This window comes from Methylibium sp. Pch-M (assembly GCF_004136295.1).
GTDB lineage: Bacteria > Pseudomonadota > Gammaproteobacteria > Burkholderiales > Burkholderiaceae_C > Methylibium > Methylibium petroleiphilum.
In genome coordinates this window covers 3,207,905-3,232,881 of record NZ_CP029606.1, presented here as the reverse complement: position 1 = coordinate 3,232,881, position 24,977 = coordinate 3,207,905, and the positions used below count along the sequence as shown (strand labels likewise).

The window sequence follows — 24,977 nt, the reverse complement described above, 5'->3', positions numbered from 1 at the left end:
GTAGGCTGGCGGATTGGCCCGGCCCTGCTCGGGTCGCCGCAACCACCCCGCTCGAACCGGGGCCCACGATGCCTGAGCCTGCCCACGTCCTGCCCGACACCCCCGACGCCCCATCCGCGCTGCCCGAGGGCGAGTTCGTCTCGTTCCCCGATTCGCCGTTCCAGCTGTTCCAGCCCTATCCGCCGGCCGGCGACCAGCCGACCGCGATCGGGCAACTGGTGGACGGCATCAACGACGGCGAGGTGTTCCAGACGCTGCTGGGCGTGACCGGCTCGGGCAAGACCTTCACGATGGCCAACGTGATCGCGCGGTCGGGGCGGCCGGCGATCGTGTTCGCGCCGAACAAGACCCTGGCGGCCCAGCTCTACAGCGAGTTCCGCGATTTTTTCCCCAAGAACGCGGTCGAGTACTTCGTCAGCTACTACGACTACTACCAGCCCGAGGCCTATGTGCCGCAGCGCGACCTGTTCATCGAGAAGGACAGCGCGATCAACGAGCACATCGAGCAGATGCGGCTCTCGGCCACCAAGAGCCTGCTGGAGCGGCGCGACGTGATCATCGTCGCCACCGTGTCGGCCATCTACGGCATCGGCAAGCCCGAGGACTACACGCAGATGCGGCTGATCGTGCGCGCCGGCGGCAAGCTGGGCCAGCGCGACCTGATCGCGCAGCTGATCCGCATGCAGTACAAGCGCAACGAGACCGACTTCGCGCGCGGCACGTTCCGCGTGCGCGGCGACACGGTGGACATCTTCCCGGCCGAGCACTCGGAGCTGGCGATCCGCATCGAGCTGTTCGACGACGAGATCGAGGCGCTGTCGCTGTTCGATCCGCTCACCGGCCAGATCCGCCAGAAGGTGCCGCGCTTCGTGGTCTACCCCTCCAGCCACTACGTCACGCCGCGCGAGCAGGTGCTCGCGGCGATCGAGGGCATCAAGGAGGAGCTGCGCAACCGGCTCGCCGAGTTCGTGGCCGACGGCAAGCTGGTGGAGGCGCAGCGCATCGAGCAGCGCACCCGCTTCGACCTCGAGATGCTGCAGGAGATCGGCCACTGCAAGGGCATCGAGAACTACTCGCGCCACCTGGCGGGCTCGGCGCCGGGCGAGCCGCCGTCGACGCTGGTGGACTACCTGCCCAAGGACGCGCTGATGTTCCTGGACGAGTCGCACGTGCTGATCGGCCAGCTCGGCGGCATGTACAACGGCGACCGCGCGCGCAAGACCACGCTGGTCGAGTACGGCTTCCGGCTGCCGAGCGCGCTGGACAACCGGCCGCTGAAGTTCGAGGAATTCGAGACCAAGATGCGCCAGGTGGTGTTCGTCTCCGCCACGCCGGCCACCTACGAGCAGGAGCACGCCGGCAACGTGGTCGAACAGCTGGTGCGGCCCACCGGGCTGGTGGACCCGGTGGTCGAGGTGCGGCCGGCCACCCGCCAGGTCGACGACGTGCTGCAGGAGATCCGCGACCGCGTCGACGCGAACGAGCGCGTGCTGATCACCACGCTCACCAAGCGCATGGCCGAGCAGCTGACCGACTACCTGGCCGACAACGGCGTGAAGGTGCGCTACCTGCATTCCGACGTGGATACCGTGGAGCGGGTGGAGATCCTGCGCGACCTGCGGCTCGGCAGCTTCGACGTGCTGGTGGGCATCAACCTGCTGCGCGAGGGCCTGGACATCCCCGAGGTCTCGCTGGTGGCCATCCTCGACGCCGACAAGGAAGGCTTCCTGCGCTCCGAGCGCTCGCTGATCCAGACCATCGGCCGCGCGGCGCGCAATCTCAACGGCAAGGCCATCCTCTACGCCGACAAGATCACCGACTCGATGCGGCGCGCCATCGGCGAGACCGAGCGTCGGCGCGAGCGCCAGATCGCCTTCAATGCCGAGCATGGCATCACGCCGCGCAGCATCAACAAGCAGGTCAAGGACCTGATCGACGGCGTGTATTCCGAGAAGAGCCGTGGCGACGACCTGAAGGCCGCGCAGGCGGCGGCCGAGATCGAGTCGATGAGCGAGAAGGACCTCGGCAAGCGCATCAAGCTGCTCGAGAAGCAGATGCTGGAGCACGCCCGCGGCCTGGAGTTCGAGAAGGCGGCACGGGTGCGCGACCAGCTGGCGCTGCTGCGCGAGCAGGCCTTCGGTGGCGCCGGTCACGACAACGTGCTGCCGCTGGTGTCAGGCAAGAGCGGGTCTGCCCGCTGACGGGGCGCGTGCCGCGTCTCCGATAATCCGGGCGGGATGGTCAACGGGGTCGCTCGAGCCCCGCCCGTGCGGCCCGGCCGCGCTCTTGCAGGAGATTTGTCGTGGGCGATCCTCTGTCGCTGCTGAGATTCAGTGCGGCATCCGGGCACATCTGGCTCGACGAGCAGCGCATGCTGCTGCTGCACGCGCGCGCGCTGGCCGCGCTGCGCAAGGAACTGTTCGATTCGCTGGGCGTCGAGCGCGCCCGAGGCCTGCTGGTGCGCATGGGCTTCGCTTCCGGCCGTCACGACGGCGAACTGGCGGTCAAGCAGCGCGGCAGCGGCAAGAGCAACGAGGAGGCCTTCCTGCTCGGGCCGCAGCTGCACGCCCTGGAAGGTGCGGTCAGCGTCGAGAAGGTGGCGCTCGAGATGGACCTTGCCACCGGACACTTCTTCGGCGACTTCCTGTGGACCAACTCCTGGGAGGACGAGGCCAACATCGCCGATTTCGGCTTCGGCGAGGAGCCGGCCTGCTGGACGCAGATCGGCTATGCCTCGGGCTACACCAGCGCCTTCATGGGCCGGCTGGTGGTGTTCAAGGAAATGGAATGCCGCAGCCAGGGCGACAGCCGCTGCCGCATCATCGGCCAGCCGGCCGAGGCCTGGCGCGACGAGGCCTATCTCAGCTACTTCCGCCCGCAGGTGATCGGTCAGCAGCTGATCGACTACAGCATCGGCCTGGAGCAGCTGCGCGCGGTGCAGGCGCGGCGCCAGTACGACCGCAAGCTGATCGGCGTGTCGCCGGGCTTCCGCGCCGCCTTCGAGCTGCTGCGCAGCGCGGCCGACAGCGCGATCACCGTGCTGCTGCTCGGAGAGACGGGCGTGGGCAAGGAGATGTTCGCGCGCTGGCTGCACGAGAACGGCCCGCGCGCCGGCGGCCCATTCATCGCGGTGAACTGCGCTGCCATCCCCCACGAGCTGATCGAGGCCGAGCTGTTCGGCGTGGAGAAGGGCGCCTACACCGGGGCGCAGCTGGCGCGCGCCGGGCGCTTCGAGCGCGCCAGCGGCGGCACGCTGTTCCTCGACGAGGTGGGTGACCTGCCGCTGGCGGCCCAGGTGAAGCTGCTGCGCGCGCTGCAGACGGCCGAGGTGGAGCGGCTCGGCTCCGAGCACGCCACCAAGATCGACGTGCGCATCGTCGCGGCCACCAACGTCGACCTGCAGCAGGCCATGCAGGCCGGCCGCTTCCGCAGCGACCTGTTCTACCGGCTCAACACCTTTCCGATCACGATCCCGCCGCTGCGCGAGCGCACCACCGACATCCCGGCACTGATCGAGCGTTTCCTGGAGAAATACGGGGAGCTCTACAACAAGAAGCTGCGCGGCCTGACCGACAAGGCGATGCGCCAGGTGCTGAGCCACGCCTGGCCCGGCAACATCCGCGAGCTGGAGAACGTGATCGAGCGCGCCGTGCTGCTGGCGCCGGCCAACGGCCCGATCGAGGCCTGTCACCTGTTCGGTGAACCGGCGCTGCGCGCCAGCGAGGGCAGTCTGGATGCGAAGGGCCGCGTGACCGAGGTCCACCCCGACGCCCTCGGCCGCCTGTGCGACGAGGCCTTCGAGCACCACATCGACCTCGAGTCGCTGGAGCGCCGCATGATGCAGGCGGCGATGCAGCGCGCCAAGGGCAACCTGTCGCAGGCCGCGCGCCTGCTCGGCATCACCCGGCCGCAGCTGGCCTACCGGCTCAAGAAGGAAGGCCTGCCGACCGGCTGACCGCGCTCCGCCGGCCCGCGGCTCGAGCCGCCCCGTCGCCTCTCGGCGGCCGGGCGGCTTTTTCATGTGCGCCGGCACTTCACCAAATGATCAAGCTGCGCTGCAGCAACTGATCAGCTCCGTATCCGGGGCAACCCTGGGTTCGCGCCGGCGCTGGCGTCGAGGGCTTGTGAATCAAGCACTTAGCGCAATTGGCACGGCCGTTGCCCTTATCAGTCCGTCCAGGCGGTTCGCCAGGGCCGAAGTGATGGATTGAACAAATGAAGCTCGCGCTCCCCAAGACTGCCCGGTCGTCGTCGGGCTCGGCGGCCCGGATGACCGGCCAGCCCTGCTATGTGCGTGTCACCGGCACGCTGGACGAGCGCTTCGTGGAGTTCGAGTTCGCGATCGGCGACCCGGAACTGTCGGTCGAACTGGTGATGCAGTTCGAGCAGTTCCGCGAGTTCTGCGCGACGCACGAGGTCACCCACCTCAGCGCCGAGGAAGGCGCGCGGCTGGACTTCGAGCGCATGAAGTGGCGCTTCGGCGCCCCCGGCATCACCGACTGATCGAGATCGATCGCCAACCAGACAGCAGACAGAGCATCACAGGAGACAAGGCCGTGCAAGTCGACATCAAGACCACCGACATCCATCCGGTCCGCCAGACCTTCGCGCACGTGGCGCGCCGGCTGGGTGCGGACAAGCCCGCGTCGCGCTACCAGGAGGCGACGCTGGACATGCAGCCGACCACCAACTGGCACTACCGGCCGCTCTGGGACGCCGAGCACCACGTGTTCGACGTGCGGCGCTCCAGCATCGTGATGGCCGACTGGTACGCGTTCAAGGACCCGCGCCACTACTACTACGGCGTGTACACGATGGCGCGAGCCAAGCAGCAGGAGGGCGTGGACAAGCAGTTCGAGTTCGCCGAGAAGCGCAACCTGCTCGGCGCGCTCGACGACGCCACGCGCGACACGCTGTCCCGCGTGCTGGTGCCGCTGCGCCATTACGAATGGGGCGGCAACATGAACAACACCTACTGCTGCGCCTACGGCTACGGCACGGCGGTCACCCAGGCCTGCTCGTACGCGGCGATGGACCGGCTGGGCATCGCGCAGCAGCTCTCGCGCATCGGCCTGCTGCTCGACGGCAGCCAGGGCAGCTCGCTCGACGCCGGCAAGATCGCCTGGCTGTCGGACCCCGCCTGGCAGGGCGTGCGCCGCGTGATGGAGAACCTGTTCGTCACCAAGGACTGGTTCGAGCTGTTCGTGGCACAGAACCTGGTGTTCGACGGCCTGCTGTACCCGCTGGTCTTCCGCCACTACGTGGACGCGGCGAGCCCGCGCACCGGCAACGCGCTGGCGATGCTCACCGAGTTCATCAACGACTGGTACGCGGAGAGCGCGCGCTGGGTCGACGCCACCGTGAAGACGGCGGCCGAGGAGTCGCCGGCCAACGCTGCGCGTCTGGCGGAGTGGGTGGGCATGTGGCGCGACGAGGTGCTGCGCGCCCTCGCGCCGCTGGCCGCGCTGGCGCTCGGCGAGCAGGGCACCGCAGCGCTCGCCGACGTGCGCGCCGAGTTCGATGCCCGCGTCGCGCGCCTGCGCCTCGCGGCCTGATCGCCGCCCCGAACCGTCAACCCGAGGACACGCCATGAGCTCCAACGCTTCCCCCACCGCTCCCGCCGCCGGCGCTTCGCGGCAGCCCGTGTTCATCTCGCTGCAGACCAACGACATCTCTCGCGGCATCGTCGACGCGATCGTGGCCGACAACCCCGAGGCGTCCGTCTCGGAGTACCCGGCGATGGTCAAGATCGACGCGCCCGGGCGCCTGGTGATCCGCCGCGAGTCGGTCGAGGAGCGGCTCGGTCGGCGCTGGGACGTGCAGGAACTGCACCTCAGCCTGATCTCGCTGTCCGGAAACATCGACGAGACCGACGAAGAGTTCACCCTCCAGTGGGGCGCGCGCCGTTGAGCCGCCCGCGCCTCGAAACACCTTCCCTCAGCAGCAGGAGACCCGCATGAGCCAAACCGCCGCCAAGCCCGGCAAGCGACTGGGCATCAAGGAACGCTACGCGATGATGACGCGCGGCCTCGGGTGGGAGACCACCTACCAGGCCATGGACGACGTGTTCCCGTACGACAAGTTCGAGGGCATCAAGATCCACGACTGGGACAAGTGGGAAGACCCGTTCCGCCTGACGATGGACGCCTACTGGAAGTTCCAGGGCGAGAAGGAGAAGAAGCTCTACGCCATCATCGACGCGTTCCAGCAGAACCAGGGCCAGTTCAACATCAGCGACCCGCGCTACCTGAACACCCTGAAGCTGTTCCTGACCGGCGTGAGCCCGCTGGAGTACGCCGCACACCGCGGCTACGCGATGGCCGGCCGCTCGTTCCGCGGCGTCGGCGCGCGCGTGGCGGCGCAGATGCAGTCGATCGACGAGCTGCGCCACGCGCAGACGCAGATCCACACCATCAGCCACTTCAACAAGTACTTCGACGGCCTGCACGACCCGCAGTACATGCACGACCGCGTCTGGTACCTGTCGGTGCCGAAGTCCTACTTCGAGGACGCGATGACGGCCGGACCGTTCGAGTTCGTGACCGCGATCTCGTTCTCGTTCGAGTACGTGCTGACCAATCTGCTGTTCATGCCCTTCATGAGCGGCGCCGCCTTCAACGGTGACATGGCCACGGTGACCTTCGGCTTCTCGGCGCAGAGCGACGAGTCGCGCCACATGACGCTGGGCCTCGAGGTGGTGAAGTTCATGCTCGAGCAGGACCCGGACAACGTGCCGATCATCCAGAAGTGGGTCGACAAGTGGTTCTGGCGCGGCTACCGGCTGCTGACGCTGGTGTCGATGATGATGGACTACATGCTGCCCAAGCGCGTGATGAGCTGGAGCGAGGCGTGGGAGATGTACTTCGAGCAGAACGGCGGCGCGCTGTTCGAGGACCTGGCGCGCTACGGCATCCGGCTGCCCAAGTACCACGAGGTCGCCAAGGCGGAGAAGGGTCACCTCTCGCACATCGCCTGGGCCACCTTCAACAACTACGGCCATGCGGCCGACTTCAACTCCTGGGTGCCGCAGCCTGATGAACTGGACTGGCTGAGCCAGAAGTACCCGGACACCTTCGACGCCGTCTACCGCCCGCGCTTCGAGTGGCTGGCCGCGTACGAGAAGGAGCACGGCAAGATGTGGCGCAACGACACGCTGCCGCTGCTGTGCCAGACCTGCCAGGTGCCGGCGATCTTCACCGAGGTGAGCGATCCCACGCGCATCAGTCTGCGCGAAAGCAGCTACCACGGCATGAAGTACCACTTCTGCTCGGACGGCTGCAAGGACATCTTCGACGACGAGCCCGAGAAGTACGTGCAGGCATGGCTGCCGGTGCACCAGATCTACCAGGGCAACTGCTTCCCCGAGGGCGCCGACCCGACCGCGCCGGGCTTCAACCCGCTGGCCGAGGTGCTGAAGTACTACCACATGACCCCAGGCGCGGACAGCGGCGACTTCAACACCTCGCCCGACCGCCGCAACTGGGAGCGCTGGACCGGCGAGGACCTGACGCCGCCCGCCGCCAAGGCCGCCTGAACGGGGAGGACCGGAACCATGACCACCATCGCCCTCAAGCCCGGCTATTCGGGCCCGGTGCAGGACACCGAGGACAAGTTCCACGGCAACCGCCTGCTCTACGTCTGCTGGGACGAACACCTGCTGTTCTGTGCCCCGGTGGCGCTGCCGCTGCCGCCCTCCATGCCGTTCGGCGCGCTGCTCTCGCAGGTGCTGCCCGGCATCTACGGCAGCCACCCCGACTTCGCCCGCGTCGACTGGTCGAAGGCGGTCTGGACGCACGGCAGCGAAGCCTTCCGGCCCGACCCGGAGAAGTCGCTCGCCGACAACGGCCTGGTGCACAAGTCGGTGATCCGTTTCAGCACGCCGGGGTTGCACGGCATCCAGGGCTCGCGCAGCTGACCGCGGGGCCGACATGAGCTTCCAGATCACGATCGAGCCGCTGGGGCAGGCGGTCGCGGTGCGCGACGGGCAGACTGTGCTCGACGCCTGCCTGCGCGCCGGCGTCTGGCTGCCGCATGCCTGCGGCCACGGCGTGTGCGGCACCTGCAAGGTCCAGGTGCTCGAGGGCGAGTGCGAGCACAACCATTCGTCGAGCTTCGCGCTGATGGACTTCGAGCGCGACGAGGGCAAGATCCTCGCCTGCTGCGCGACGGCCAGCACCGACATCGTCGTCGAGGCCGACATCGACGAGGACCCCGACGCGCAGTTCCTGCCGCTGTAGGACTACCGCGCCGAGCTGGTGGAGGCGCGCATGCTCACGCCCACCATCCGTGGACTGTGGCTGAAGCCCGACCGGCCGGTGTCCTTCCAGGCCGGCCAGTACGTGATGCTGCAGGTGCCGGGCGTCGAGGGCGAGCGCGCGTTCTCGATCGCCAACAGCCCGGCCGAAGCGCTGATCGAGCTGCACATCCGCCGCGTGCCCGAGGGCCGTGCCACCGGCTGGCTGCATGACACGCTGCAGGTCGGCCAGACGCTGCACTTCACCGCGCCGAGCGGGCGCTTCTTCGTGCGCAAGTCGGCCGGCCTGCCGCTGATCTTCGTGGCCGGCGGCTCGGGGCTGTCGAGCCCCAAGTCGATGATCCTCGACCTGCTGGCCGAGGGCAGCACGCTGCCGATCACGCTGGTGCAGGGCGCCCGCAACGAAGGCGAGCTCTACTTCCGCGAGCTGTTCGAGCAGCTGGCGCAGCAGCATCCGAACTTCAGCTACGTGCCGGCGCTGTCGGACCTGCCGGCGGACTCGGGCTGGACGGGTGCTCGCGGCTATGCCCACGAGGCGCTGAAGGCGCGCTTCGACGGCGACTTCCGCGGCCACCAGGCCTACCTGTGCGGGCCGCCGCCGATGATCGAGGGCTGCATCGCCACGCTGATGCAGGGCCGCCTGTTCGAGCGCGACATCTACACCGAGAAGTTCTTCACCGCGGCCGACGCGGCGAACGCGGCGCCGCGCAGTCCGCTGTTCCGCAAGCTCTGAGCGGGGCGACGCGATGCGCTCAGCGGCCCTGCCATTCCCTGGAGAACGCCCGCACCACGTCGACGAAGGTGGCGAGGATGGGCGACGGGTCGTCGCGCCGGTGGATGCAGGCGAGCTCGATGTCCTTCAGGTAGCGGCAGTTGAGCGGCCGGTACACCACACCGGGCAGCTGCAGGCTCGCCGTCGATTCCGTCGCCACGCACAACCCGAAGCCGCCGGCCACCAGCGCCACGCAGGTCAGCACGTCCTCCACCGACTGCGCCACGTTCATGCGCACGCCCTCGCGATGGAAGGCGGCGGCCACCTGCTGGGCCAGGCCCGGCAGCGGCGAGTTGGGGTAGAGGATCAGCGGTTCGGCGTCCATGTCGCGCAGCGTGATCTCGCGCTGCTTGCACAGCCGGTGGCCCTTGTAGAGCCCGACCACCAGGCGCTCGCGCAGCACGGTCTCGACCACCAGATCGGGCTCGCGCGGGAACAGGCGGTTGAAGCCCACCGTGATGCGGCGGTCGCGCAGCGCCTCGATCTGCTGCGCCTTGCTCAGGTGGTGCAGCTCGATCTCGACCGTGGGCCGCTCGGCGTGGAAGCGCGCCAGCAGCCGCGGGATCACGTCGAGCACGCCGGAGCCGAAGATGCCCACGTCGATGCGGCCGATCATGCCCTTGCCGGCCAGCTGGGTGCGCTCCTTGGCGCGGCCGGCCAGCGTCAGCAGGTTGGGCACCTCGTCGAGCAGCACCTGGCCGGCCTCGGTCAGCTCCACGCCCTTGGGCGTGCGCACGAACAGCGCCGTGCCCAGTTCCTCCTCCAGCGCACGGATCTGCCGCGTCAGCGGTGGTTGCGCCATGTGCAGCCGCTCGGCGGCGCGGCGGAAGTTCCGTTCCTCGGCGAGCGCCAGGAATTCGCGCATCTGTCTCAGTTCCATCGGGACGCTCCGTGTCGGTCGGTCAATACTGAATTGGTATCGATTTTGAGAAAAGCAGTATTGGACAGTATCGGGTGCGAACCCTATCGTTTCAACCGTTCGGTCCAGATGCAGCGCGTGCAGAGACACGCGGCACCGACCGCACGGTCAGGAGACAAGGCATGAACGGCGCACCGCGGCGCGAACGGGTCTGAGGCAGGCCATGTCGCACTACGAGGTTCACATCGACAACACCGGCGAGGCCTACCGCTGCGCCGACACGCGCACGCTGCTCGAAGGCATGGAGGCGCTGGCGCGCCGTGGCATCCCGGTCGGCTGCCGCGGCGGCGGCTGCGGCGTCTGCAAGGTGCGCATCGAGACCGGCACCGTGCGCACCGAGAAGATGAGCCGCGCCCACGTCAGCGTCGCCGAGCAGGCCGAGGGCTACGTGCTGGCCTGCCGCGCCTACCCGCAGAGCGACCTGCGCCTGTGCGCCGTCGAGAAGATGGCGCGCTGCATCGAACGCAGCCATGCCCGTTCCTTCCTCGACGCTGCGCGCGCCGCGCAGCGCACGAGTTCCTGACCGCGAACCACCCCCACCCAGAGGAGACACACCATGGCCATGACTGGCGTACTGAGACCCGGACACGTGCAGCTGCGCGTGCTCGACATGAAGGCGGCGATCGAACACTACGGCAACGTGCTGGGACTGTGGGAGAGCGGCCGCGACGCCCAGGGCCGCGTCTACTTCAAGGCCTGGGACGAGCACGACCACCACAGCGTGGTGCTGCGCGAGGCCGATGAGGCCGGCATGGACTTCATGGGCTTCCGCGTCGATTCGCCGGCTACGCTGAAGAAGCTGGCCGCCGACGTGAAGGCCAGCGGCCTGGCGACCAATCTGCAGTGGATCGAGGCCGGCGAGATGCTCAAGACCGGCGAGCGCTTCCGCTTTACCGTGGCGACCGGCCATGTGATCGAGCTGTTCGCCGAGAAGGAGAAGGTCGGCAACGGCATGCCGCTGGAGAACCCGGAGATCTACCCGGACGGCCTCAAGGGCATGTCGCCGACGCGCTTCGATCACTGCCTGCTGTACGGCGACGACCTCGACGGCACCGTCAAGCTCTTCATCGACGTGCTGGGCTTCAGCCTCGCCGAGCAGGTGGTGGCCGGTCCGGACCGGCTGCAGATCGCGGCCTTCCTGACCTGCTCCAACAAGCCGCACGACGTCGCCTTCATCCGCCACCCGGAGAAGAACAAGTTCCACCACGCATCCTTCATCCTGGACAACTGGGGCGAGGTGCTGAAGGCGGCCGACATCATCACGCGCAAGCGCGTCTCGCTCGACATCGGCCCGACGCGCCACGGCATCACGCGCGGCGAAACCATCTACTTCTTCGACCCGAGCGGCAACCGCAACGAGGTGTTCTCCGGCGGCTACATCGCCTACCCGGACCGCCCGCCACTGACCTGGACCGACGACGAACTGGGCCGCGCGATCTTCTATCACGACCGCAAGCTCAACGAGGCCTTCCTGAGCGTCGTGACGTGACCCACCCCGTTGCGGCTGCGCCGCTCCCCCTCGAAGGGGGCGGCGCTGGCGGACCGGCGGAGCCGGATCCGCGGCGCCTGCTGGGGTGGGCCGTGGCGAACTGATCCATCGAGTGCGACCTGACCGACCGATTGACCGAGATGACATCTTCCACCGTTCCCTTGCGCAACCTCTCGTCCGATGCGGCGCACGCCGCGGTCGCGGCGGCGGTGGCGCATGCGCGCGACCTCGGCATCCGCGTCAACGCGGCAGCGGTCGACGCGAGCGGTGTGCTGCTGGCCTTCCTGCGCATGGACGGTGCCTTCCTGCATTCGGGCGGCATCGCGATCGACAAGGCCTACACCGCCGCGAGCTTCGGCTTCCCGACCGAGGGCTGGGGGCCGGTGCTCGAGGGTGACGCGTCGCTGAAGGCCGGCCTGCCGGCGGTGCCGCGCCTGGTGGTGTTCGGTGGCGGCGTGCCGGCCTACGAGGGCGCGCAGCGCGTCGGGGCGCTCGGCGTGTCGGGCGGCACGGCCGAGCAGGACGCAGCCTGTGCGCGGGCCGGGCTGGCGGCCATCGGGCTCGCCGCGCAGGCGTCATGAATTTCGCAGTGATCCAAGAGCAAGCATGAAACAGTTCCTGAACTTCATCGATGGCGAGTTCGTCGCCACCGACAAGACCTTCGCCAACCGTGCGCCGGTCGACAACCGCGTGCTGGGCCTGGTGCACGAGGCCGGCCGCACCGAGGTCGATGCCGCGGTGGCCGCGGCGCGCGCCGCGCTGAAGGGCGAGTGGGGTCGCATGCCCGTCGCCAAGCGCGTCGAGTTGCTGTATGCGGTGGCCGACGAGATCAACCGCCGCTTCGATGACTTCCTGGCGGCCGAGATCGCCGACACCGGCAAGCCGCTGAGCCTGGCCTCGCACATCGACATCCCGCGCGGCGCGGCCAACTTCAAGGTGTTCGCCGACATCATCAAGAACGTGCCCGCCGAGACCTTCGAGATGGCCACGCCCGATGGCGGCCAGGCGTTGAACTACGCGGTGCGCACGCCGGTCGGCGTGGTCGGTGTGGTGTGCCCGTGGAACCTGCCGCTGCTGCTGATGACCTGGAAGGTCGGCCCGGCGCTGGCCTGCGGCAACACCGTGGTGGTCAAGCCCTCCGAGGAGACGCCGGCCACCGCCACGCTGCTCGGCGAGGTGATGCAGAAGGTGGGCATGCCCAAGGGCGTCTACAACGTCGTGCACGGCTTCGGTCCGGACTCGGCCGGCGCCTTCCTCACGCAGCACCCGGACGTCGACGCGATCACCTTCACCGGCGAGACCCGCACCGGGGAGGCCATCATGGCCGCGGCCGCCAAGGGCGTGCGGCCGGTCAGCTTCGAGCTCGGCGGCAAGAACGCCGGCATCGTGTTCGCCGATGCCGACTTCGACAAGGCGGTGGCGGGCATCACCCGCAGCGCCTTCGAGAACTGTGGCCAGGTCTGCCTGGGCACCGAGCGCGTCTACGTGCAGCGGCCGATCTTCGAGAAGTTCGTGCAGGCGCTCAAGGCCAAGGCCGAGGCGCTGAAGATCGGCCCGTCGGAGGAGCCCGGCGTGGGCCTGGGTCCGCTGATCTCGGCCGAGCACCGCGACAAGGTGCTGAGCTACTACCGCAAGGCGGCGGAGCAGGGCGCCACCGTCGTCACCGGCGGCGGCGTGCCGAAGATGAGCGGTGCGCTGGCCGAAGGCCACTGGGTGCAGCCGACGATCTGGACCGGCCTGCCCGAGTCGGCCGCGGTGATCCGCGAGGAGATCTTCGGCCCGTGCTGCCACATCGCGCCGTTCGACACCGAGGAGGAGGCGATCGCGCTGGCCAACGCCACCGATTACGGCCTGGCCACCACGGTGTGGACGCAGAACCTCGGCACCGCGCACCGCGTGGCGCGGCAGGTCGAGGTCGGCATCTGCTGGATCAACAGCTGGTTCCTGCGCGACCTGCGCACCGCCTTCGGCGGCGCCAAGGCCTCGGGCATCGGCCGCGAGGGCGGCGTGCATTCGCTCGAGTTCTACACCGAACTGCGCAATGTGTGCGTGAAGCTGTGAGGACCGGACCATGAGCAGCGCGAATCCCGAGATCGGCAAGAAGGTCCGCACCGGCGGCTTCGACAGCAACGTGCACGACCAGGGCGCCTCGGCGCCCGGGCAGCCGCCGGTGCTGTTCGTCCACGGCTCCGGCCCCGGTGTCAGCGCGTGGGCCAACTGGCGCCTGGTGCTGCCGCGGTTGGCCACGCAGCGCCGCGTCGTCGCACCCGACATGCTGGGCTTCGGCTACACCGACCGGCCGCAGCCGGCCGACCAGTCGGGCGTCTACACGATGGACGCCTGGGTGCAGCAGGCCGTGGACCTGCTGGACGCGCTCGACATTGCGCAGGCCGACCTGGTGGGCAATTCCTTCGGCGGCGCACTGTCGCTCGCGCTGGCGATCCGCCATCCGCAACGGGTGCGCCGGCTGGTGCTGATGGGCAGCGTCGGCGTGCGCTTCCCGATCACGCCGGGGCTCGACGCCGTGTGGGGCTACACCCCGTCGTTCGAGAACATGCGCCGCATCATGGACGTGTTCGCATTCGACCGCGGCCTCGTCAACGACGAGCTCGCGAAGCTGCGCTACGAGGCCAGCATCCGCCCCGGCTTCCAGGAGTCGTTCGGGGCCATGTTCCCGGCGCCGCGCCAGCGCTGGGTCGACGCGCTTGCCAGCCCGGAGGCCGCGATCCGCGCGCTGCCGCACTCCACGCTGGTGATCCACGGCCGCGACGACCAGGTGATCCCGATGAGCACCTCGCTGACGCTCGCGCAGTGGATCCCCGACGCCCAGCTCCATCTGTTCGGCCGTTGCGGCCACTGGACGCAGATCGAGCACACCGAGCGCTTCGTCCGGCTGGTCAGCGACTTCCTCGCGGAAGCCGATGCCGCCGCCTGAATTCCCACCTCCCGACCCAGACCATGGACCTCCAACGCATTCAGGGCTACGGCGACGAGCTCTACCAGGCGCTGCTGAACCGCACGCCGGTGGCACCGCTGACCGAGCGCGAACCCGCGATCACGATCGATGATGCCTACCAGATCCAGCTGCGCATGATCCAGCGCCGGCTCGATGCCGGCGAGACCGTGATCGGCAAGAAGATCGGCGTGACGAGCAAGGTCGTGATGGACATGCTCAAGGTCAACCAGCCCGACTTCGGCCACCTGCTCTCGGGCATGGCCTTCAACGAGGGCGAGCCGATCCGCATGGGCACGCTGATCGCGCCCAAGGCCGAGGCCGAGGTGGCCTTCGTGCTCAAGCGCGATCTGGTCGGCCCCGGCGTCACCGCGGCCGACGTGCTGCGCGCGACCGACTGCGTGATGCCGTGTTTCGAGATCGTCGACTCCCGCATCAAGGACTGGAAGATCAAGATCCAGGACACCGTGGCCGACAACGCCTCCTGCGGCGTGCTGGTGCTCGGCGGCGTGCGCAAGGATCCGCGCCGCCTCGACCTCGCGCTGGCCGGCATGGTGCTCGAGAAGAACGGCGAGATCGTCAGCACCTCCACCGGTGCCTCGGTGCAGGGCTCGCCGGTCAATGCCGTGGCCTGGCTGGCCAACACGCTGGGCCGCCTGGGCATCACGCTGAAGGCCGGCGACGTGATCCTGTCGGGCTCTCAATCGCCACTCGTGCCGGTGGTGGCCGGCGACAGCCTGTACTGCAGCGTCGGGGGCCTCGGCAGCACCTCGGTGCGCTTCGTCGAATGAGCGGAAGAAACGACATGAACCTCGATGCCAAGACCATCGCCCAGCTCGCCGAGCACCTGGAGACCGCCGAGCTGCAGGCGCGCGACGTCACCAAGATCACCGACGACTTCCCCGGCATGGACTGGGACGACGCCTACGCGATCCAGGACGAGATCCGCCGCCGCAAGGAGTCGCGCGGCCACAAGACGGTCGGCCTCAAGGCCGGCCTGACCTCGTTCGCGAAGATGAAGCAGATGGGCGTGACCAGCCCGGTGTTCGGCTTCGTCAGCGACTACATGAGCCGGCCCGACGGCGGCGAGATCCAGACCTCCGAGCTGATCCACCCGAAGGTGGAGGCCGAGATCTGCATCGTCACCAAGGCGCCGCTGAAGGGCCCGGGCTGCCATGTCGGCGCCGTGCTCGCCGCGGTGGACTTCGTGGTGCCGGCCGTGGAAATCATCGACTCGCGCTACCGCGACTTCAAGTTCGACCTGAAGAGCGTGGTGGCCGACAACACCTCGGCCTCGCGCTTCGTCGTCGGCGGTCGCATGCGCGACCTGGCCGATCTGGATCTGCGCACGCTCGGCGTGGTGCTGGAGAAGAACGGCCAGGTCGTCGCGATGGCGGCCGGCGCCGCGGTGCTGGGCCATCCGGCTGCGGCGGTGGCGATGCTGGCCAACCACCTCGGCGCGCGCGGGCAGGAGATCCCGGCCGGCACTTTCATCATGACCGGCGGCGTCACCGAGGCGATCGCGGTCGAGGCGGGCGACACGGTCAACGTGCGCTTCCAGGATCTCGGCAGCGTGTCGATGCGCTTCGTCTGAGACCCGCGCAGAAGAACGAGAGAGACGTGAGACACACCATGAACACCATCAGTCGTGGCCTGAGCGCATTGCTGCTGCTGTGCGGCCTGCAAGGTCTGAGCGGGTGCATGCAGCCGGCGGACTTCAGTGCGGTGAAGGCGCAGAGGGAGAAGGCGGTGCTGGGGTCCGATACCTTCCAGTCGGCGTCGAGCAACGGCCGGGTGCTGGTGGCGGGGACCGCGAGCGGCGCGCTGGTCAGCTCGGCCGATGCCGGGCGCAACTGGAGCCGCCAGCGGCTGGCCTCGCCGGCCTCCGTCATTGCGCTGACCGCGTGCGCCGACGGCAGCTTCATCGGGCTGGACTTCTACCGCAAAGTCTGGATCGGAGATGCCGCCGGCCAGCAATGGAGCGCCCGACCCCTGCCCGGCAAGATCAACCCCATGGCCATCGCCTGCGCCCCCGACGGACGCCTGTGGGTCGCCGGCAGCCACACCACGCTCCTCTCCAGCGCCGACCGCGGCCAGACCTGGGAAGCCAGCGACTTCGACGAAGACGCGCTCCTCACCACCGTCCAGTTCATCGACGAACAGCACGCCGTCGTCACCGGAGAATTCGGCACCGTCCTCACCAGCGCCGACGCCGGCAAGACCTGGGTCAAGCAAGCCCCCATCCCCGGCGACTTCTACCCCTACGCCACCGTCTTCACCGACCGCTCGAACGGCTGGTCCAGCGGCCTGGGCGGCGTCATCTGGCACACCGCCGACGGCGGCAAGACCTGGCGCGCCCAGGACAACCGCGCCGCAGCGCCCATGTACACCCTGCTGCGCCAGGGCGACGAACTCTACGGCCTGGGCGGAGGCGGCCTCATGGTCGTCAAGCGAGGCGACGCCTGGGAACGCTTCGACCACGGCCTCGTGCCGCCCGCCTACCTCGCTGCCGGCGCCGTGCTCGACGCCCGCTCCATGCTCGTGGCCGGCTCCGCCGGTGCCCTGCACGTCGTCACCGCGCCCGGCCAGATCGCCCTGGCGGCCCACCACACCCAAGGAGCCGCCCGATGAACGGCCTGCGCCAACGCATCGTCACCATCCTGCAGCGCGGCGAAGAGTGGCTCTTCGCCAACCCCAAGTACGTCCTCGGCATCATCCTGGCGGTCACGCTGGGCTTCGCCACCCAACTGCCCGCGCTCAAGATCTACACCGACTTCAGCGACCTGCTCCCGCAGAAGCACGCCTACATCCAGACCTACAACCGCATCAAGGAGAACTTCGGCGGCGCCAACATGATCGTCATGGCCATCGAAGTCGAGCAAGGCACCATCTTCAACGACCGCACCCTCGCGCTCATCGACCAGGCCACCCAGGGCATCGACAACCTCCCCAGCGTCAACCACAACCTCGTCGCCAGCCTCACCCACCGCACCGCGCGCAAGGTCTACCTCACCGCCGACGGCAACTTCGCCTCCGAGTCCTACTACGACCCGGCCCAGCCCGCGCGCAGCGCCGAACAGCTCGAACAACTGCGCAAGGACGTCATCGCCAACCCCCGCATCTACGGCCTGCTCGTCTCCCCCGACCTCAAGGCCGCGCTGGTCAAGGCCCAGCTCAACGAAGGCGACATCGACTACGCCAAGACCTTCGCCGCGCTGCAGGACGTGCGCCACAAGCTCGAACAACCCGGCCACAAGGTCTACGTCACCGGCAACCCGGTGCTCACCGGCTACGTCTACACCTACCTCAACCAGATCATCGCGATCATGTTCTCCACGCTGGCCCTGCTGGCGCTGCTGCTGATCGTCTACTTCCGCCGCTTCTACGGCGTCGCGCTCCCGCTGCTGGGCATCGCGCTGAGCTCCATCTGGGGACTGGGCTTCATGGCCTGGCTCGGCTACAACCTCGAGCCCCTGTCCATGCCCATTCCCTTCCTGATCGCCGCGCGGGCCACCTCGCACGGCGTGCAGCTCGTGGCGCGCTACTACGAAGAACTCGCCGTCACCCACAGCGGCAAGCAGGCCGCGCGCAACGCCCTCGACGCCCTGTTCCGGCCCGGCTCGCTCGCCATCGTCGTCGACGCCCTCGGCCTGGCCGTGCTCGTGCTCGGTGCGGCCCCCTTCAACTGGAAGCTCGGCGTCTCCGCCGGCTTCTGGGGCCTGGCCGTCATCTTCACCGTCCACTTCATGGTCCCGCTGGCGCTCACCGTGCTGCCCCAGCCCAGGAAGACCGAGAACAAGAACCAGGGCATGCGCAGCTTCCTGGCCGCCGTCATGGCCCGCACCGGCGGCACCCGAGGCGGCGCCATCGCCATCCTCGCCGTGTCGGCCGTGCTCATGGTCGGCGGCAGCCTCTACGCCGCGCGCGTGCAGATCGGCGAGTCCGAGCCCGGCTCGCCCATCTTGAAGCGCGACCACGACTTCAACCTCTCCACCAAGGCCATCAACGCCCGCTTCCCCGGCTCCGAAGAACTCCACATCGTCGCGCGCACCGCCGAGAAGGGCGGCATCAAGCGCCCCGAAGTGCTCCAGGCCATGGAGGACTTCCAGCAGCACATGCAGGCCGACCCCGCGCTCGGTGGCGTCAAGGCCATCCCCGCGGTCGTGCGCGCCGTCAACCGCCTCACCCACAGCGACGACCCGCGCTGGATGCAGCTGCCCGACAACGCCGCCGAAGTCGGCGGCCTCATGTTCGCCTACATGGCCTCCAGCCCCATCCCCGGCGCGCTCAAGGAGTTCGTCAACGCCGACGAGAACGAAGCCAACATGGTCTTCTTCTACAAGGACCAGCGCGCCGAGACCATCAACCGCGCCGTCGAACTCGCCAAGGAAGGCGCCGCCGAGATCGAGCAGCGCGTGCCCGGCCTCACCATCGAACTCGGTGGCGGCCTGATCGGCGTCACCGCCGCGGCCAACGAAGCCCTGCACGCCGACCACATGCTCATCATCCCCCTGGTGATGGGCATCGCCTTCCTGCTCGTGATGGTCTATTACCAGTCCTTCCATGCCGGCTGGCTGATGGTCCTGCCCATGCTGTTCTCCACCGTCATGACCTACGCCTACATGGGCATCCAGGGCATCGGCATCAGCGTCAACACCGTCCCCGTCATCGCCGTCGGCGTGGGCGTGGGCATCGACTACGCGGTGTACTTCATGGACCGCATCCGCGAAGAGTACGAAGCCACCCACGACATCCGCCAGGCCGCCATCAACGCCTTCAGCACCACCGGCTACGCGGTCAGCTTCACCGCGCTCACCCTGATCGCCGGCGTCGTCATGTGGATCTTCCTCTCCGACCTGCGCTTCCAGTCCGACGCCGCGGTCCTGCTCTCCTTCATGCTCATCGTCAACGCCGTCGCCGCCATGCTCATCGTGCCGGCCTGGTGCGTGGTCTTCAAGCCCCGCTTCGTGACCGCCGAGACCCCGGGCAGCGACGACAAGACCCCCGCGGCGCTCCAGCCCGCCTGAGGCGCCGCCCCGAACCCAGGAGTGAAGACGCGCGGGCAGGGGACTGCCCGCTCCACGAGAAGGTGTGCATTCGATTCCATCCAAGGAACCCACGCAGCGAGGAGACAACGATGAAGAACAGACAAGAGACCGCGCGCCGAACCGGCGCGACCCCCCGCGCGGGCCAGCCCCGCCGCCCGTCCCGGCGCCGCCTCGCGCGCGCGGCGCTGGCCGGCGGCCTGGCCGTGTGCGGCCTGGCCCAGGCGCAGGACGCCGCCGCGCCGGTCGACCCCTGGAAGGTCGACGTCTACTACGAGAACGACACCCGCTTCCGGGGCAAGGACGCGACCGGCGAGCGCGTCGGACTCTCCAAGTTCCGCAACACCCTGCAGGTCGAGGCCGACAAGAAGCTCGAAGGCGGCTGGAAGTTCCGCAGCATCCTGCGCGGCAGCTTCGACGGCGTCTACCGCATGAACGACGACCAGTACGGCCGCAAGGCCGGCGGCGGCGTGCTGCTCGAGTCCCAGGGCGGACCGCCCCCGGTGCCGCACGGCAGCGGCATCGTCAACAAGGGCCTGGTCGACGGCCTCGGGCTGGTCAACAACGTCTTCGGCTTCAACGCCACCAACCCCGGCGCACCCAACTACAACCCCAACGAAGGCCTGCGCCTGCTCGGCGACCGCTGGCACGACTCGCTCAACGGCGGGGTGGAGTTCGCCACCCCCGTGCGCCCCTGCGACACCGACCGGCGCGGCTGCGCCGACTTCGGCGGCTACGGCGACAAGAAGCGCAGCGAGCTCGAACTGCCCGAGTTCAACGAACGCTGGGACGTCATCCGCGAGGCCTTCGTCACCAACACCGTCGGCCTGGCCGACGGCAAGCAGCTCTTCCTCAAGCTCGGCAAGCAGCAGGTGGTGTGGGGCCGCACCGACCTGTTCCGCGTGCTCGACGTGATCAACCCGGTCGACTACTCGCGCAACAACATCTACGACGAACTCCAGGACATCCGCATCCCCATGTGGATCGCCCAGGCCGAGTACCGCATGGGCCCGAGCGAGAGCATGCAGGACCGCAACCTGCAGCTGGTGTGGAACTTCGACAAGTTCCGCCCCAACAACCTCGGCCAGTGCGGCACCGCCAACGTCATCCTCGACGCCGGCTGCTTCTTCCGCGGCATGAAGAACCTGTGGGACAACGGCGGCACGGTGGCCAACTTCGCCAACGTCGGCCCCGGCGTGCTGCTCTCCACCGACTTCGGCCCCGGCCAGATCGGCCTGCGCGACGTGAAGCTGCCCAACTGGAGCCTCAAGAACACCCAGCTCGGGCTGAAGTACGAGGGCGTGAGCCAGGACGGCCTGTCGTTCTCGCTCAACGCCTTGACCTACCGCTCGCAGCTGCCCTCGCTGCACGGCGGCAAGGGCGCGACCAACTCCTTCACCGGCGAGACGCGCACCGACGCGCAGGGCGGCTGGCCCTACCTGATCGCCTTCGACATGCACTTCCCGCGCGTGAACCTGATCGGCGGCTCGATGGACTTCGAGTGGCAGGCGGCCAAGGCGGCGGTGCGGGTCGAGGCGGCCTTCACCAACGGCGAGGAGTTCGCCAACACCCTCAAGCCCCAGCTGTACTCGAAGAACAAGGTGTTCCGCTCCGTGGTCGGCTTCGACCGGCCCACCTTCGTGCCCTTCATCAACCCCAACCGCACCACGCTGTTCTCCGCGCAGCTGTTCTACCAGCACATCTTCGACCACGAGTTCGAGCGCGGCCAGTTCGGCCCGGTGGGCATGCCCGACTGGGAGAACAACGTGATCGCCACGCTGCTGATGAAGGCCTTCCTCGTCAACGACCGCGTCAGCCCGCAGCTGATCACGGCCTACGACGTGCAGGCCCGCGCGCTGGTCACCTCGCCGCAGGTCGACTGGATCGTGACGGACAAGTTCAAGATCAGCTTCGGGGGCAACTTCAAGCTGCGCAACGGCGAGGACCGCTGGAAGTTCGACGACTGCCGCTCTTGCAACCCGTTCCCGCCCTTCACCGCCCCCTTCGGCGACACCGACCCCCTGAGCGCCTACTCGCGCGGCCTCGGCGGCCTCGAGCCCCTCGGGCGCTTCCGTGCCGGCCCCATCGGATCGGCCTGGAAGGAGAACGAGATCTTCCTCACCGCAAGGTATCAGTTCTGACCCTTCCGCCTCCTGCAGGCGCCGCGGCTCCCGGAAGCACGCTCGATCCGATTGCGAGCCGCCGATTCCGCTCGCCTGGTTCCAGCCTTGCCCGCCTAATCGGGCATCGCACCGAATTGACTCCACGGAGACTGACATGCAACTCAAGACGTTCTTCACGATCGGACTTCCCATGATCTTCGTCGCGGGCCAGGCCATCGCCCTGACCGACGCGGAGATCGATGCCTCGTTCAATCCGTATCAGGCCGGTCCGACCACCTCGCTCGGGATCACGCCCGGGATGAAGATCGACAAGTCCAATGCACAGAAATTCCGCGACATCATCGATCCAGCGACGTATGCGCTGATCGAGCAAGGGAAGCTCGAGTTCCCGGTCGAGGAAACACACTCCATCGCACTTCATCCGAACTACATTGCCGCCACGAAGAAGCATTCGTCCCAGGTCAAGCTCGGTAGCGCGACAGGCACGATCGAAGGCTACGTGGCCGGGCGCCCCTTCCCCGGCAAGCCTGACAAGTCGGACCCCCGTGCCGGCGAGAAGCTGGCATTCAACTACAAGTACGCGCAGATCGTCGGAGACAGCGGGCGAATCTATCCGTTCATCTGGCAATACAAGGACGCAAGAAGCGGAAAGGTCGAACGTCAGCTGGAGTTCGATTTCAACTTCCTGAGCTTCAAGCACAGGACCACGCAGTTGCCCACCGCGGACATCGAGCCGAATCCCTCGAAGTTCTATCGAGGGATCTACCTGAAGGTCCTGAGCCCGCAGGACCTGAAGAACACGCAGTTGCTGATCCAGCGCTTCGACGACGACACCAAGCTGGACGACTCGTACCTGTATCTCGGATTCCAGCGGCGTGTCCGTCGGCTGGCAACCGGGCAGACGACCGACTCCTTCCTCGGTTCCGATCTCATGATCGAGGACTTCGAGGGATACAACGGCCGCGTGCTCGACATGGATTGGAAGTACGTCGAGACCAAGGTGATGCTGCTGCCGGTCTATCGACACAGCGAGTGGAAGAAGACGGAACCGCGGGACCCGATGGGCTACGGGCAGGTGCAGTTCGACGGTCAGGCCCAGTGCTTCCAGAACATCCCATGGTCACTGCGCGTCGTGCACGTCATCGAAGGCGTGCCTGTCGAATCTCGCAACCCCATCGGAAAGCGGATTCTCTACATGGATGCCCAGACATCCATCTTCCCGATCATCAACATGTACGACCGAAAGGGAGCGCTCTGGAAGCGCTGGGCCATCGGCTTCTCCGATTCGGCCTACCACGCGCCTGCGAACCAGGCGGCGGGGATCGCGATCTACACGTCGGCCTCCATGCTCGACGTTCAGGCGCAGCATTGCACGACTCTCCAACTGCGGATGATCAGTGATCCTGCGCTGAGTCCCCCCTCCATCTTTTCGGTGCAGAACTTGCGCGGAGGAGATTGACGCTGCGTGTCGTTTCGAGATGGCACGTTTGCGGCGGAGATCGATTCCGCCGCTTTTTTTTGAGGCCGTGAAGGTCTGACGGCGCGGTCGGTCCTCCATTGCATCGAAGCCGGCCCATCCGCCTGTTCCTCCTGCCGCGCGATCCGGCGATCGACGTGACATCCGACACGGACGCCCGGCCGGATGCAAGGCCCGCGTAAGTCTGGCTGATATTTCAGCTTCACTTCACCGCTTCACCGGCCGACAAGCTCGTCGATCATCTTTTGGATCGATCGACTGCTGTCAATAAACATTCCTTATGAGGTGGCCTGTGAATCTGACCCCCATGACCGTCCGCACCAAGCTGAGCCTGACCTTCGGTGGACTCTCGGTGCTCGTGCTGTTCGTTGCCGGACTGGCGATGAAATCCCTCGCCGAGGAGCACGACCAGTTCGTCGACTACGTGCACGGCGTCAATGCCCGGGCGCAGGCGGCGGCCGATGTGCGCGCGTCCGTGGACCGCCGCGCCATCGCGGCGCGCAACCTCGTGCTCGTCCGCAAGGCCGAGGACCTGGCCGCGGAACAGAATTCGGTGGTCGCGGCGCATGAAGCAGTGCAGGCGAACCTCGGGACGCTGAACCAGTTGGTGGCCCAGGCCGCGAACCTGCCGGAGACGGCGCGCAGTCTCGTGGCCGAAATGAACCGCATCGAGGCGGCCTACGGGCCGGTCGCACTGGAGATCGTGAGGCTCGCCGCCGCCGGCCAGCACGACGCGGCCATCGCCCGCATGAATGCCGACTGCCGCCCGCTGCTGGCCGCGCTGGTCAAGGCGTCCGACGACTACCGCGACTACACGCTGAGCCGCGCGGTGCAGCTCACGGAAACGGCCGAGGCCGACTACTTGCTGCACCGCAATCTGCTGATCCTGGGCTGCGTGGTCGCCTTCCTGTCGGCCGCCGTGTCGGGCACGCTGATCACGCGCAGCCTGACCCGCGCGCTGGGGGCCGAACCGGGTCAACTGGGCACGGTGGCGCAACGCGTCGCCCAGGGTGACCTGAGCCGGGTGGACGGCGCGGCGGACGCACCGCGCGGCAGCGTGCTGGCATCGCTGGGCGCCATGCAGGCCAGCCTGGCAGACATCGTAGGCCGGGTACGCAACAGCAGCGACTGCATCGCCACCGGGTCGGCGCAGATCGCCACCGGCAACACCGACCTGAGCCAGCGGACCGAGGAACAGGCGAGCAACCTGCAGCAGACAGCCGCCTCCATGGAGGAGCTGACCGCGACGGTGAAGCAGAACGCCGACACGGCACGCCAGGCCACGCAGCTCGCCGGCTCGGCCTCGGGTGCCGCGGCGCACGGCGGCAGCGTGGTGGCCGAGGTGGTGGCCACCATGGGCGCGATCACCGAATCGAGCCGCAAGATCGCCGACATCATCGGCGTGATCGACGGCATCGCCTTCCAGACCAACATCCTGGCGCTCAATGCGGCGGTGGAGGCCGCCCGCGCCGGCGAGCAGGGGCGCGGCTTCGCGGTGGTGGCCGGCGAGGTGCGCAACCTGGCGCAGCGCAGCGCCCAGGCGGCCAAGGAGATCAAGACCCTGATCGAAGACAGCGTCGAGAAGGTCGGCACCGGCTCGCGGCTGGTGCACGACGCCGGGCAGTCGATGAACGAGATCGTGGCCCAGGTCCAGCGCGTGAACGACCTGATCAGCGAGATCAGCGCCGCCAGCGTCGAGCAGAGCGGCGGCATCAGCCAGATCGGCAATGCGGTCAACCAGCTCGATCAGGTCACGCAGCAGAACGCCGCGCTGGTGGAGGAAAGCGCGGCAGCGGCCGAGAGCCTGAAGCACCAGGCCGCCGCGCTGGCCGACCTGGTCAGCGTGTTCAGGATCGAAGGCTCAATGCGAACCACGTCCTCCTGATCGACCGCCTGGAGGCCCCCGGTCGGGCTCGTCACCCTCCTCCCTCCGCACCACGCAGCC

General features: G+C 68.0%; 20 protein-coding genes and 1 pseudogene. 20 read left to right on the top strand and 1 reads right to left on the bottom strand.

Translation table 11 applies throughout. The annotated features are described in order from the left end of the window. Window positions 1–68 precede the first annotated feature (68 nt). From uvrB to C1M51_RS15535, 8 genes and pseudogenes are all read left to right on the top strand, one after another. Entirely contained in the window at window positions 69–2,201 is a 2,133-nt protein-coding gene (uvrB, locus tag C1M51_RS15570) for an excinuclease ABC subunit UvrB (protein ID WP_129451210.1), read from the top strand. Between the two features lie 101 nt (window positions 2,202–2,302). After that, complete coding sequence (locus tag C1M51_RS15565; protein ID WP_129451208.1) at window positions 2,303–3,955, top strand: sigma-54-dependent Fis family transcriptional regulator; 1,653 nt, start codon at window positions 2,303–2,305, stop codon at window positions 3,953–3,955. A 260-nt stretch (window positions 3,956–4,215) separates the two neighbouring features. After that, window positions 4,216–4,503: a phenol hydroxylase subunit gene (locus tag C1M51_RS15560; RefSeq protein ID WP_011829878.1), complete on the top strand. Its 288-nt coding sequence runs from the start codon at window positions 4,216–4,218 to the stop codon at window positions 4,501–4,503. A 53-nt stretch (window positions 4,504–4,556) separates the two neighbouring features. Next, entirely contained in the window at window positions 4,557–5,555 is a 999-nt protein-coding gene (locus tag C1M51_RS15555; protein ID WP_129451206.1) for an aromatic/alkene monooxygenase hydroxylase subunit beta, read from the top strand. A 34-nt stretch (window positions 5,556–5,589) separates the two neighbouring features. Then, window positions 5,590–5,910 (top strand): MmoB/DmpM family protein, encoded by a 321-nt coding sequence (locus C1M51_RS15550; protein ID WP_129451205.1) that lies wholly within the window; start codon window positions 5,590–5,592, stop codon window positions 5,908–5,910. A gap of 46 nt (window positions 5,911–5,956) precedes the next feature. After that, window positions 5,957–7,534, top strand: coding sequence for an aromatic/alkene/methane monooxygenase hydroxylase/oxygenase subunit alpha (locus C1M51_RS15545; RefSeq protein WP_129451203.1), 1,578 nt, complete (start codon window positions 5,957–5,959; stop codon window positions 7,532–7,534). A gap of 18 nt (window positions 7,535–7,552) precedes the next feature. Next, window positions 7,553–7,915 carry a phenol hydroxylase subunit P4 gene (locus tag C1M51_RS15540; RefSeq protein ID WP_129451201.1) on the top strand — a complete coding sequence of 121 codons (363 nt, stop codon included), beginning with the start codon at window positions 7,553–7,555 and terminating at the stop codon, window positions 7,913–7,915. A 13-nt stretch (window positions 7,916–7,928) separates the two neighbouring features. Continuing rightward, window positions 7,929–8,987 (top strand): annotated as a pseudogene (locus C1M51_RS15535) (NADH:ubiquinone reductase (Na(+)-transporting) subunit F). A gap of 19 nt (window positions 8,988–9,006) precedes the next feature. On the opposite strand, the gene C1M51_RS15530 reads toward C1M51_RS15535, so the two are convergent. After that, window positions 9,007–9,906 carry a LysR substrate-binding domain-containing protein gene (locus C1M51_RS15530; protein WP_129451199.1) on the bottom strand — a complete coding sequence of 300 codons (900 nt, stop codon included), beginning with the start codon at window positions 9,904–9,906 and terminating at the stop codon, window positions 9,007–9,009. A gap of 202 nt (window positions 9,907–10,108) precedes the next feature. Between C1M51_RS15530 and C1M51_RS15525 the strand changes: the two genes are divergently transcribed. From C1M51_RS15525 to C1M51_RS15470, 12 genes are all read left to right on the top strand, one after another. After that, on the top strand, window positions 10,109–10,468 hold the full coding sequence (locus C1M51_RS15525; RefSeq protein ID WP_129451197.1) for a 2Fe-2S iron-sulfur cluster-binding protein: 360 nt from the start codon (window positions 10,109–10,111) through the stop codon (window positions 10,466–10,468). 33 nt (window positions 10,469–10,501) lie between these two features. Beyond that, window positions 10,502–11,434: a catechol 2,3-dioxygenase gene (locus C1M51_RS15520; protein ID WP_129451195.1), complete on the top strand. Its 933-nt coding sequence runs from the start codon at window positions 10,502–10,504 to the stop codon at window positions 11,432–11,434. A gap of 140 nt (window positions 11,435–11,574) precedes the next feature. Beyond that, entirely contained in the window at window positions 11,575–12,015 is a 441-nt protein-coding gene (locus C1M51_RS15515) for a heme-binding protein (RefSeq protein ID WP_129451193.1), read from the top strand. 25 nt (window positions 12,016–12,040) lie between these two features. After that, entirely contained in the window at window positions 12,041–13,495 is a 1,455-nt protein-coding gene (locus tag C1M51_RS15510; RefSeq protein ID WP_129451191.1) for a 2-hydroxymuconic semialdehyde dehydrogenase, read from the top strand. Between the two features lie 10 nt (window positions 13,496–13,505). Beyond that, window positions 13,506–14,369 carry an alpha/beta fold hydrolase gene (locus C1M51_RS15505; RefSeq protein ID WP_129451190.1) on the top strand — a complete coding sequence of 288 codons (864 nt, stop codon included), beginning with the start codon at window positions 13,506–13,508 and terminating at the stop codon, window positions 14,367–14,369. Between the two features lie 23 nt (window positions 14,370–14,392). Further along, window positions 14,393–15,178 carry a 2-oxopent-4-enoate hydratase gene (gene dmpE, locus C1M51_RS15500; RefSeq protein WP_129451188.1) on the top strand — a complete coding sequence of 262 codons (786 nt, stop codon included), beginning with the start codon at window positions 14,393–14,395 and terminating at the stop codon, window positions 15,176–15,178. 14 nt (window positions 15,179–15,192) lie between these two features. Further along, window positions 15,193–15,981: a 2-oxo-3-hexenedioate decarboxylase gene (dmpH, locus tag C1M51_RS15495; protein ID WP_129451186.1), complete on the top strand. Its 789-nt coding sequence runs from the start codon at window positions 15,193–15,195 to the stop codon at window positions 15,979–15,981. A 38-nt stretch (window positions 15,982–16,019) separates the two neighbouring features. Then, entirely contained in the window at window positions 16,020–17,018 is a 999-nt protein-coding gene (locus C1M51_RS15490) for a YCF48-related protein (protein ID WP_242499794.1), read from the top strand. Further along, window positions 17,015–19,414 (top strand): RND family transporter, encoded by a 2,400-nt coding sequence (locus C1M51_RS15485; RefSeq protein ID WP_129448717.1) that lies wholly within the window; start codon window positions 17,015–17,017, stop codon window positions 19,412–19,414. Before C1M51_RS15490 ends, C1M51_RS15485 begins: the two co-directional genes overlap by 4 nt. Before the next feature lie 110 nt (window positions 19,415–19,524). Beyond that, window positions 19,525–21,573, top strand: coding sequence for a DUF1302 family protein (locus C1M51_RS15480; protein ID WP_129448716.1), 2,049 nt, complete (start codon window positions 19,525–19,527; stop codon window positions 21,571–21,573). 136 nt (window positions 21,574–21,709) lie between these two features. Beyond that, window positions 21,710–23,014 (top strand): DUF1329 domain-containing protein, encoded by a 1,305-nt coding sequence (locus C1M51_RS15475; RefSeq protein WP_129451184.1) that lies wholly within the window; start codon window positions 21,710–21,712, stop codon window positions 23,012–23,014. A gap of 325 nt (window positions 23,015–23,339) precedes the next feature. Beyond that, window positions 23,340–24,917 (top strand): methyl-accepting chemotaxis protein, encoded by a 1,578-nt coding sequence (locus C1M51_RS15470; RefSeq protein WP_129451182.1) that lies wholly within the window; start codon window positions 23,340–23,342, stop codon window positions 24,915–24,917. Window positions 24,918–24,977: the final 60 nt, after the last annotated feature.

Coding starts and splice junctions, on each gene's coding strand:
- uvrB (WP_129451210.1), top strand. CDS start 69: ATGCCTGAGCCTGCCCACGTCCTGCCCGACACCCCCGACGCCCCATCC.
- C1M51_RS15560 (WP_011829878.1), top strand. CDS start 4,216: ATGAAGCTCGCGCTCCCCAAGACTGCCCGGTCGTCGTCGGGCTCGGCG.
- C1M51_RS15550 (WP_129451205.1), top strand. CDS start 5,590: ATGAGCTCCAACGCTTCCCCCACCGCTCCCGCCGCCGGCGCTTCGCGG.
- C1M51_RS15545 (WP_129451203.1), top strand. CDS start 5,957: ATGAGCCAAACCGCCGCCAAGCCCGGCAAGCGACTGGGCATCAAGGAA.
- C1M51_RS15540 (WP_129451201.1), top strand. CDS start 7,553: ATGACCACCATCGCCCTCAAGCCCGGCTATTCGGGCCCGGTGCAGGAC.
- C1M51_RS15530 (WP_129451199.1), bottom strand. CDS start 9,906: ATGGAACTGAGACAGATGCGCGAATTCCTGGCGCTCGCCGAGGAACGG.
- C1M51_RS15525 (WP_129451197.1), top strand. CDS start 10,109: ATGTCGCACTACGAGGTTCACATCGACAACACCGGCGAGGCCTACCGC.
- C1M51_RS15520 (WP_129451195.1), top strand. CDS start 10,502: ATGGCCATGACTGGCGTACTGAGACCCGGACACGTGCAGCTGCGCGTG.
- C1M51_RS15515 (WP_129451193.1), top strand. CDS start 11,575: ATGACATCTTCCACCGTTCCCTTGCGCAACCTCTCGTCCGATGCGGCG.
- C1M51_RS15510 (WP_129451191.1), top strand. CDS start 12,041: ATGAAACAGTTCCTGAACTTCATCGATGGCGAGTTCGTCGCCACCGAC.
- C1M51_RS15505 (WP_129451190.1), top strand. CDS start 13,506: ATGAGCAGCGCGAATCCCGAGATCGGCAAGAAGGTCCGCACCGGCGGC.
- dmpE (WP_129451188.1), top strand. CDS start 14,393: ATGGACCTCCAACGCATTCAGGGCTACGGCGACGAGCTCTACCAGGCG.
- dmpH (WP_129451186.1), top strand. CDS start 15,193: ATGAACCTCGATGCCAAGACCATCGCCCAGCTCGCCGAGCACCTGGAG.
- C1M51_RS15490 (WP_242499794.1), top strand. CDS start 16,020: ATGAACACCATCAGTCGTGGCCTGAGCGCATTGCTGCTGCTGTGCGGC.
- C1M51_RS15485 (WP_129448717.1), top strand. CDS start 17,015: ATGAACGGCCTGCGCCAACGCATCGTCACCATCCTGCAGCGCGGCGAA.
- C1M51_RS15480 (WP_129448716.1), top strand. CDS start 19,525: ATGAAGAACAGACAAGAGACCGCGCGCCGAACCGGCGCGACCCCCCGC.
- C1M51_RS15475 (WP_129451184.1), top strand. CDS start 21,710: ATGCAACTCAAGACGTTCTTCACGATCGGACTTCCCATGATCTTCGTC.
- C1M51_RS15470 (WP_129451182.1), top strand. CDS start 23,340: ATGACCGTCCGCACCAAGCTGAGCCTGACCTTCGGTGGACTCTCGGTG.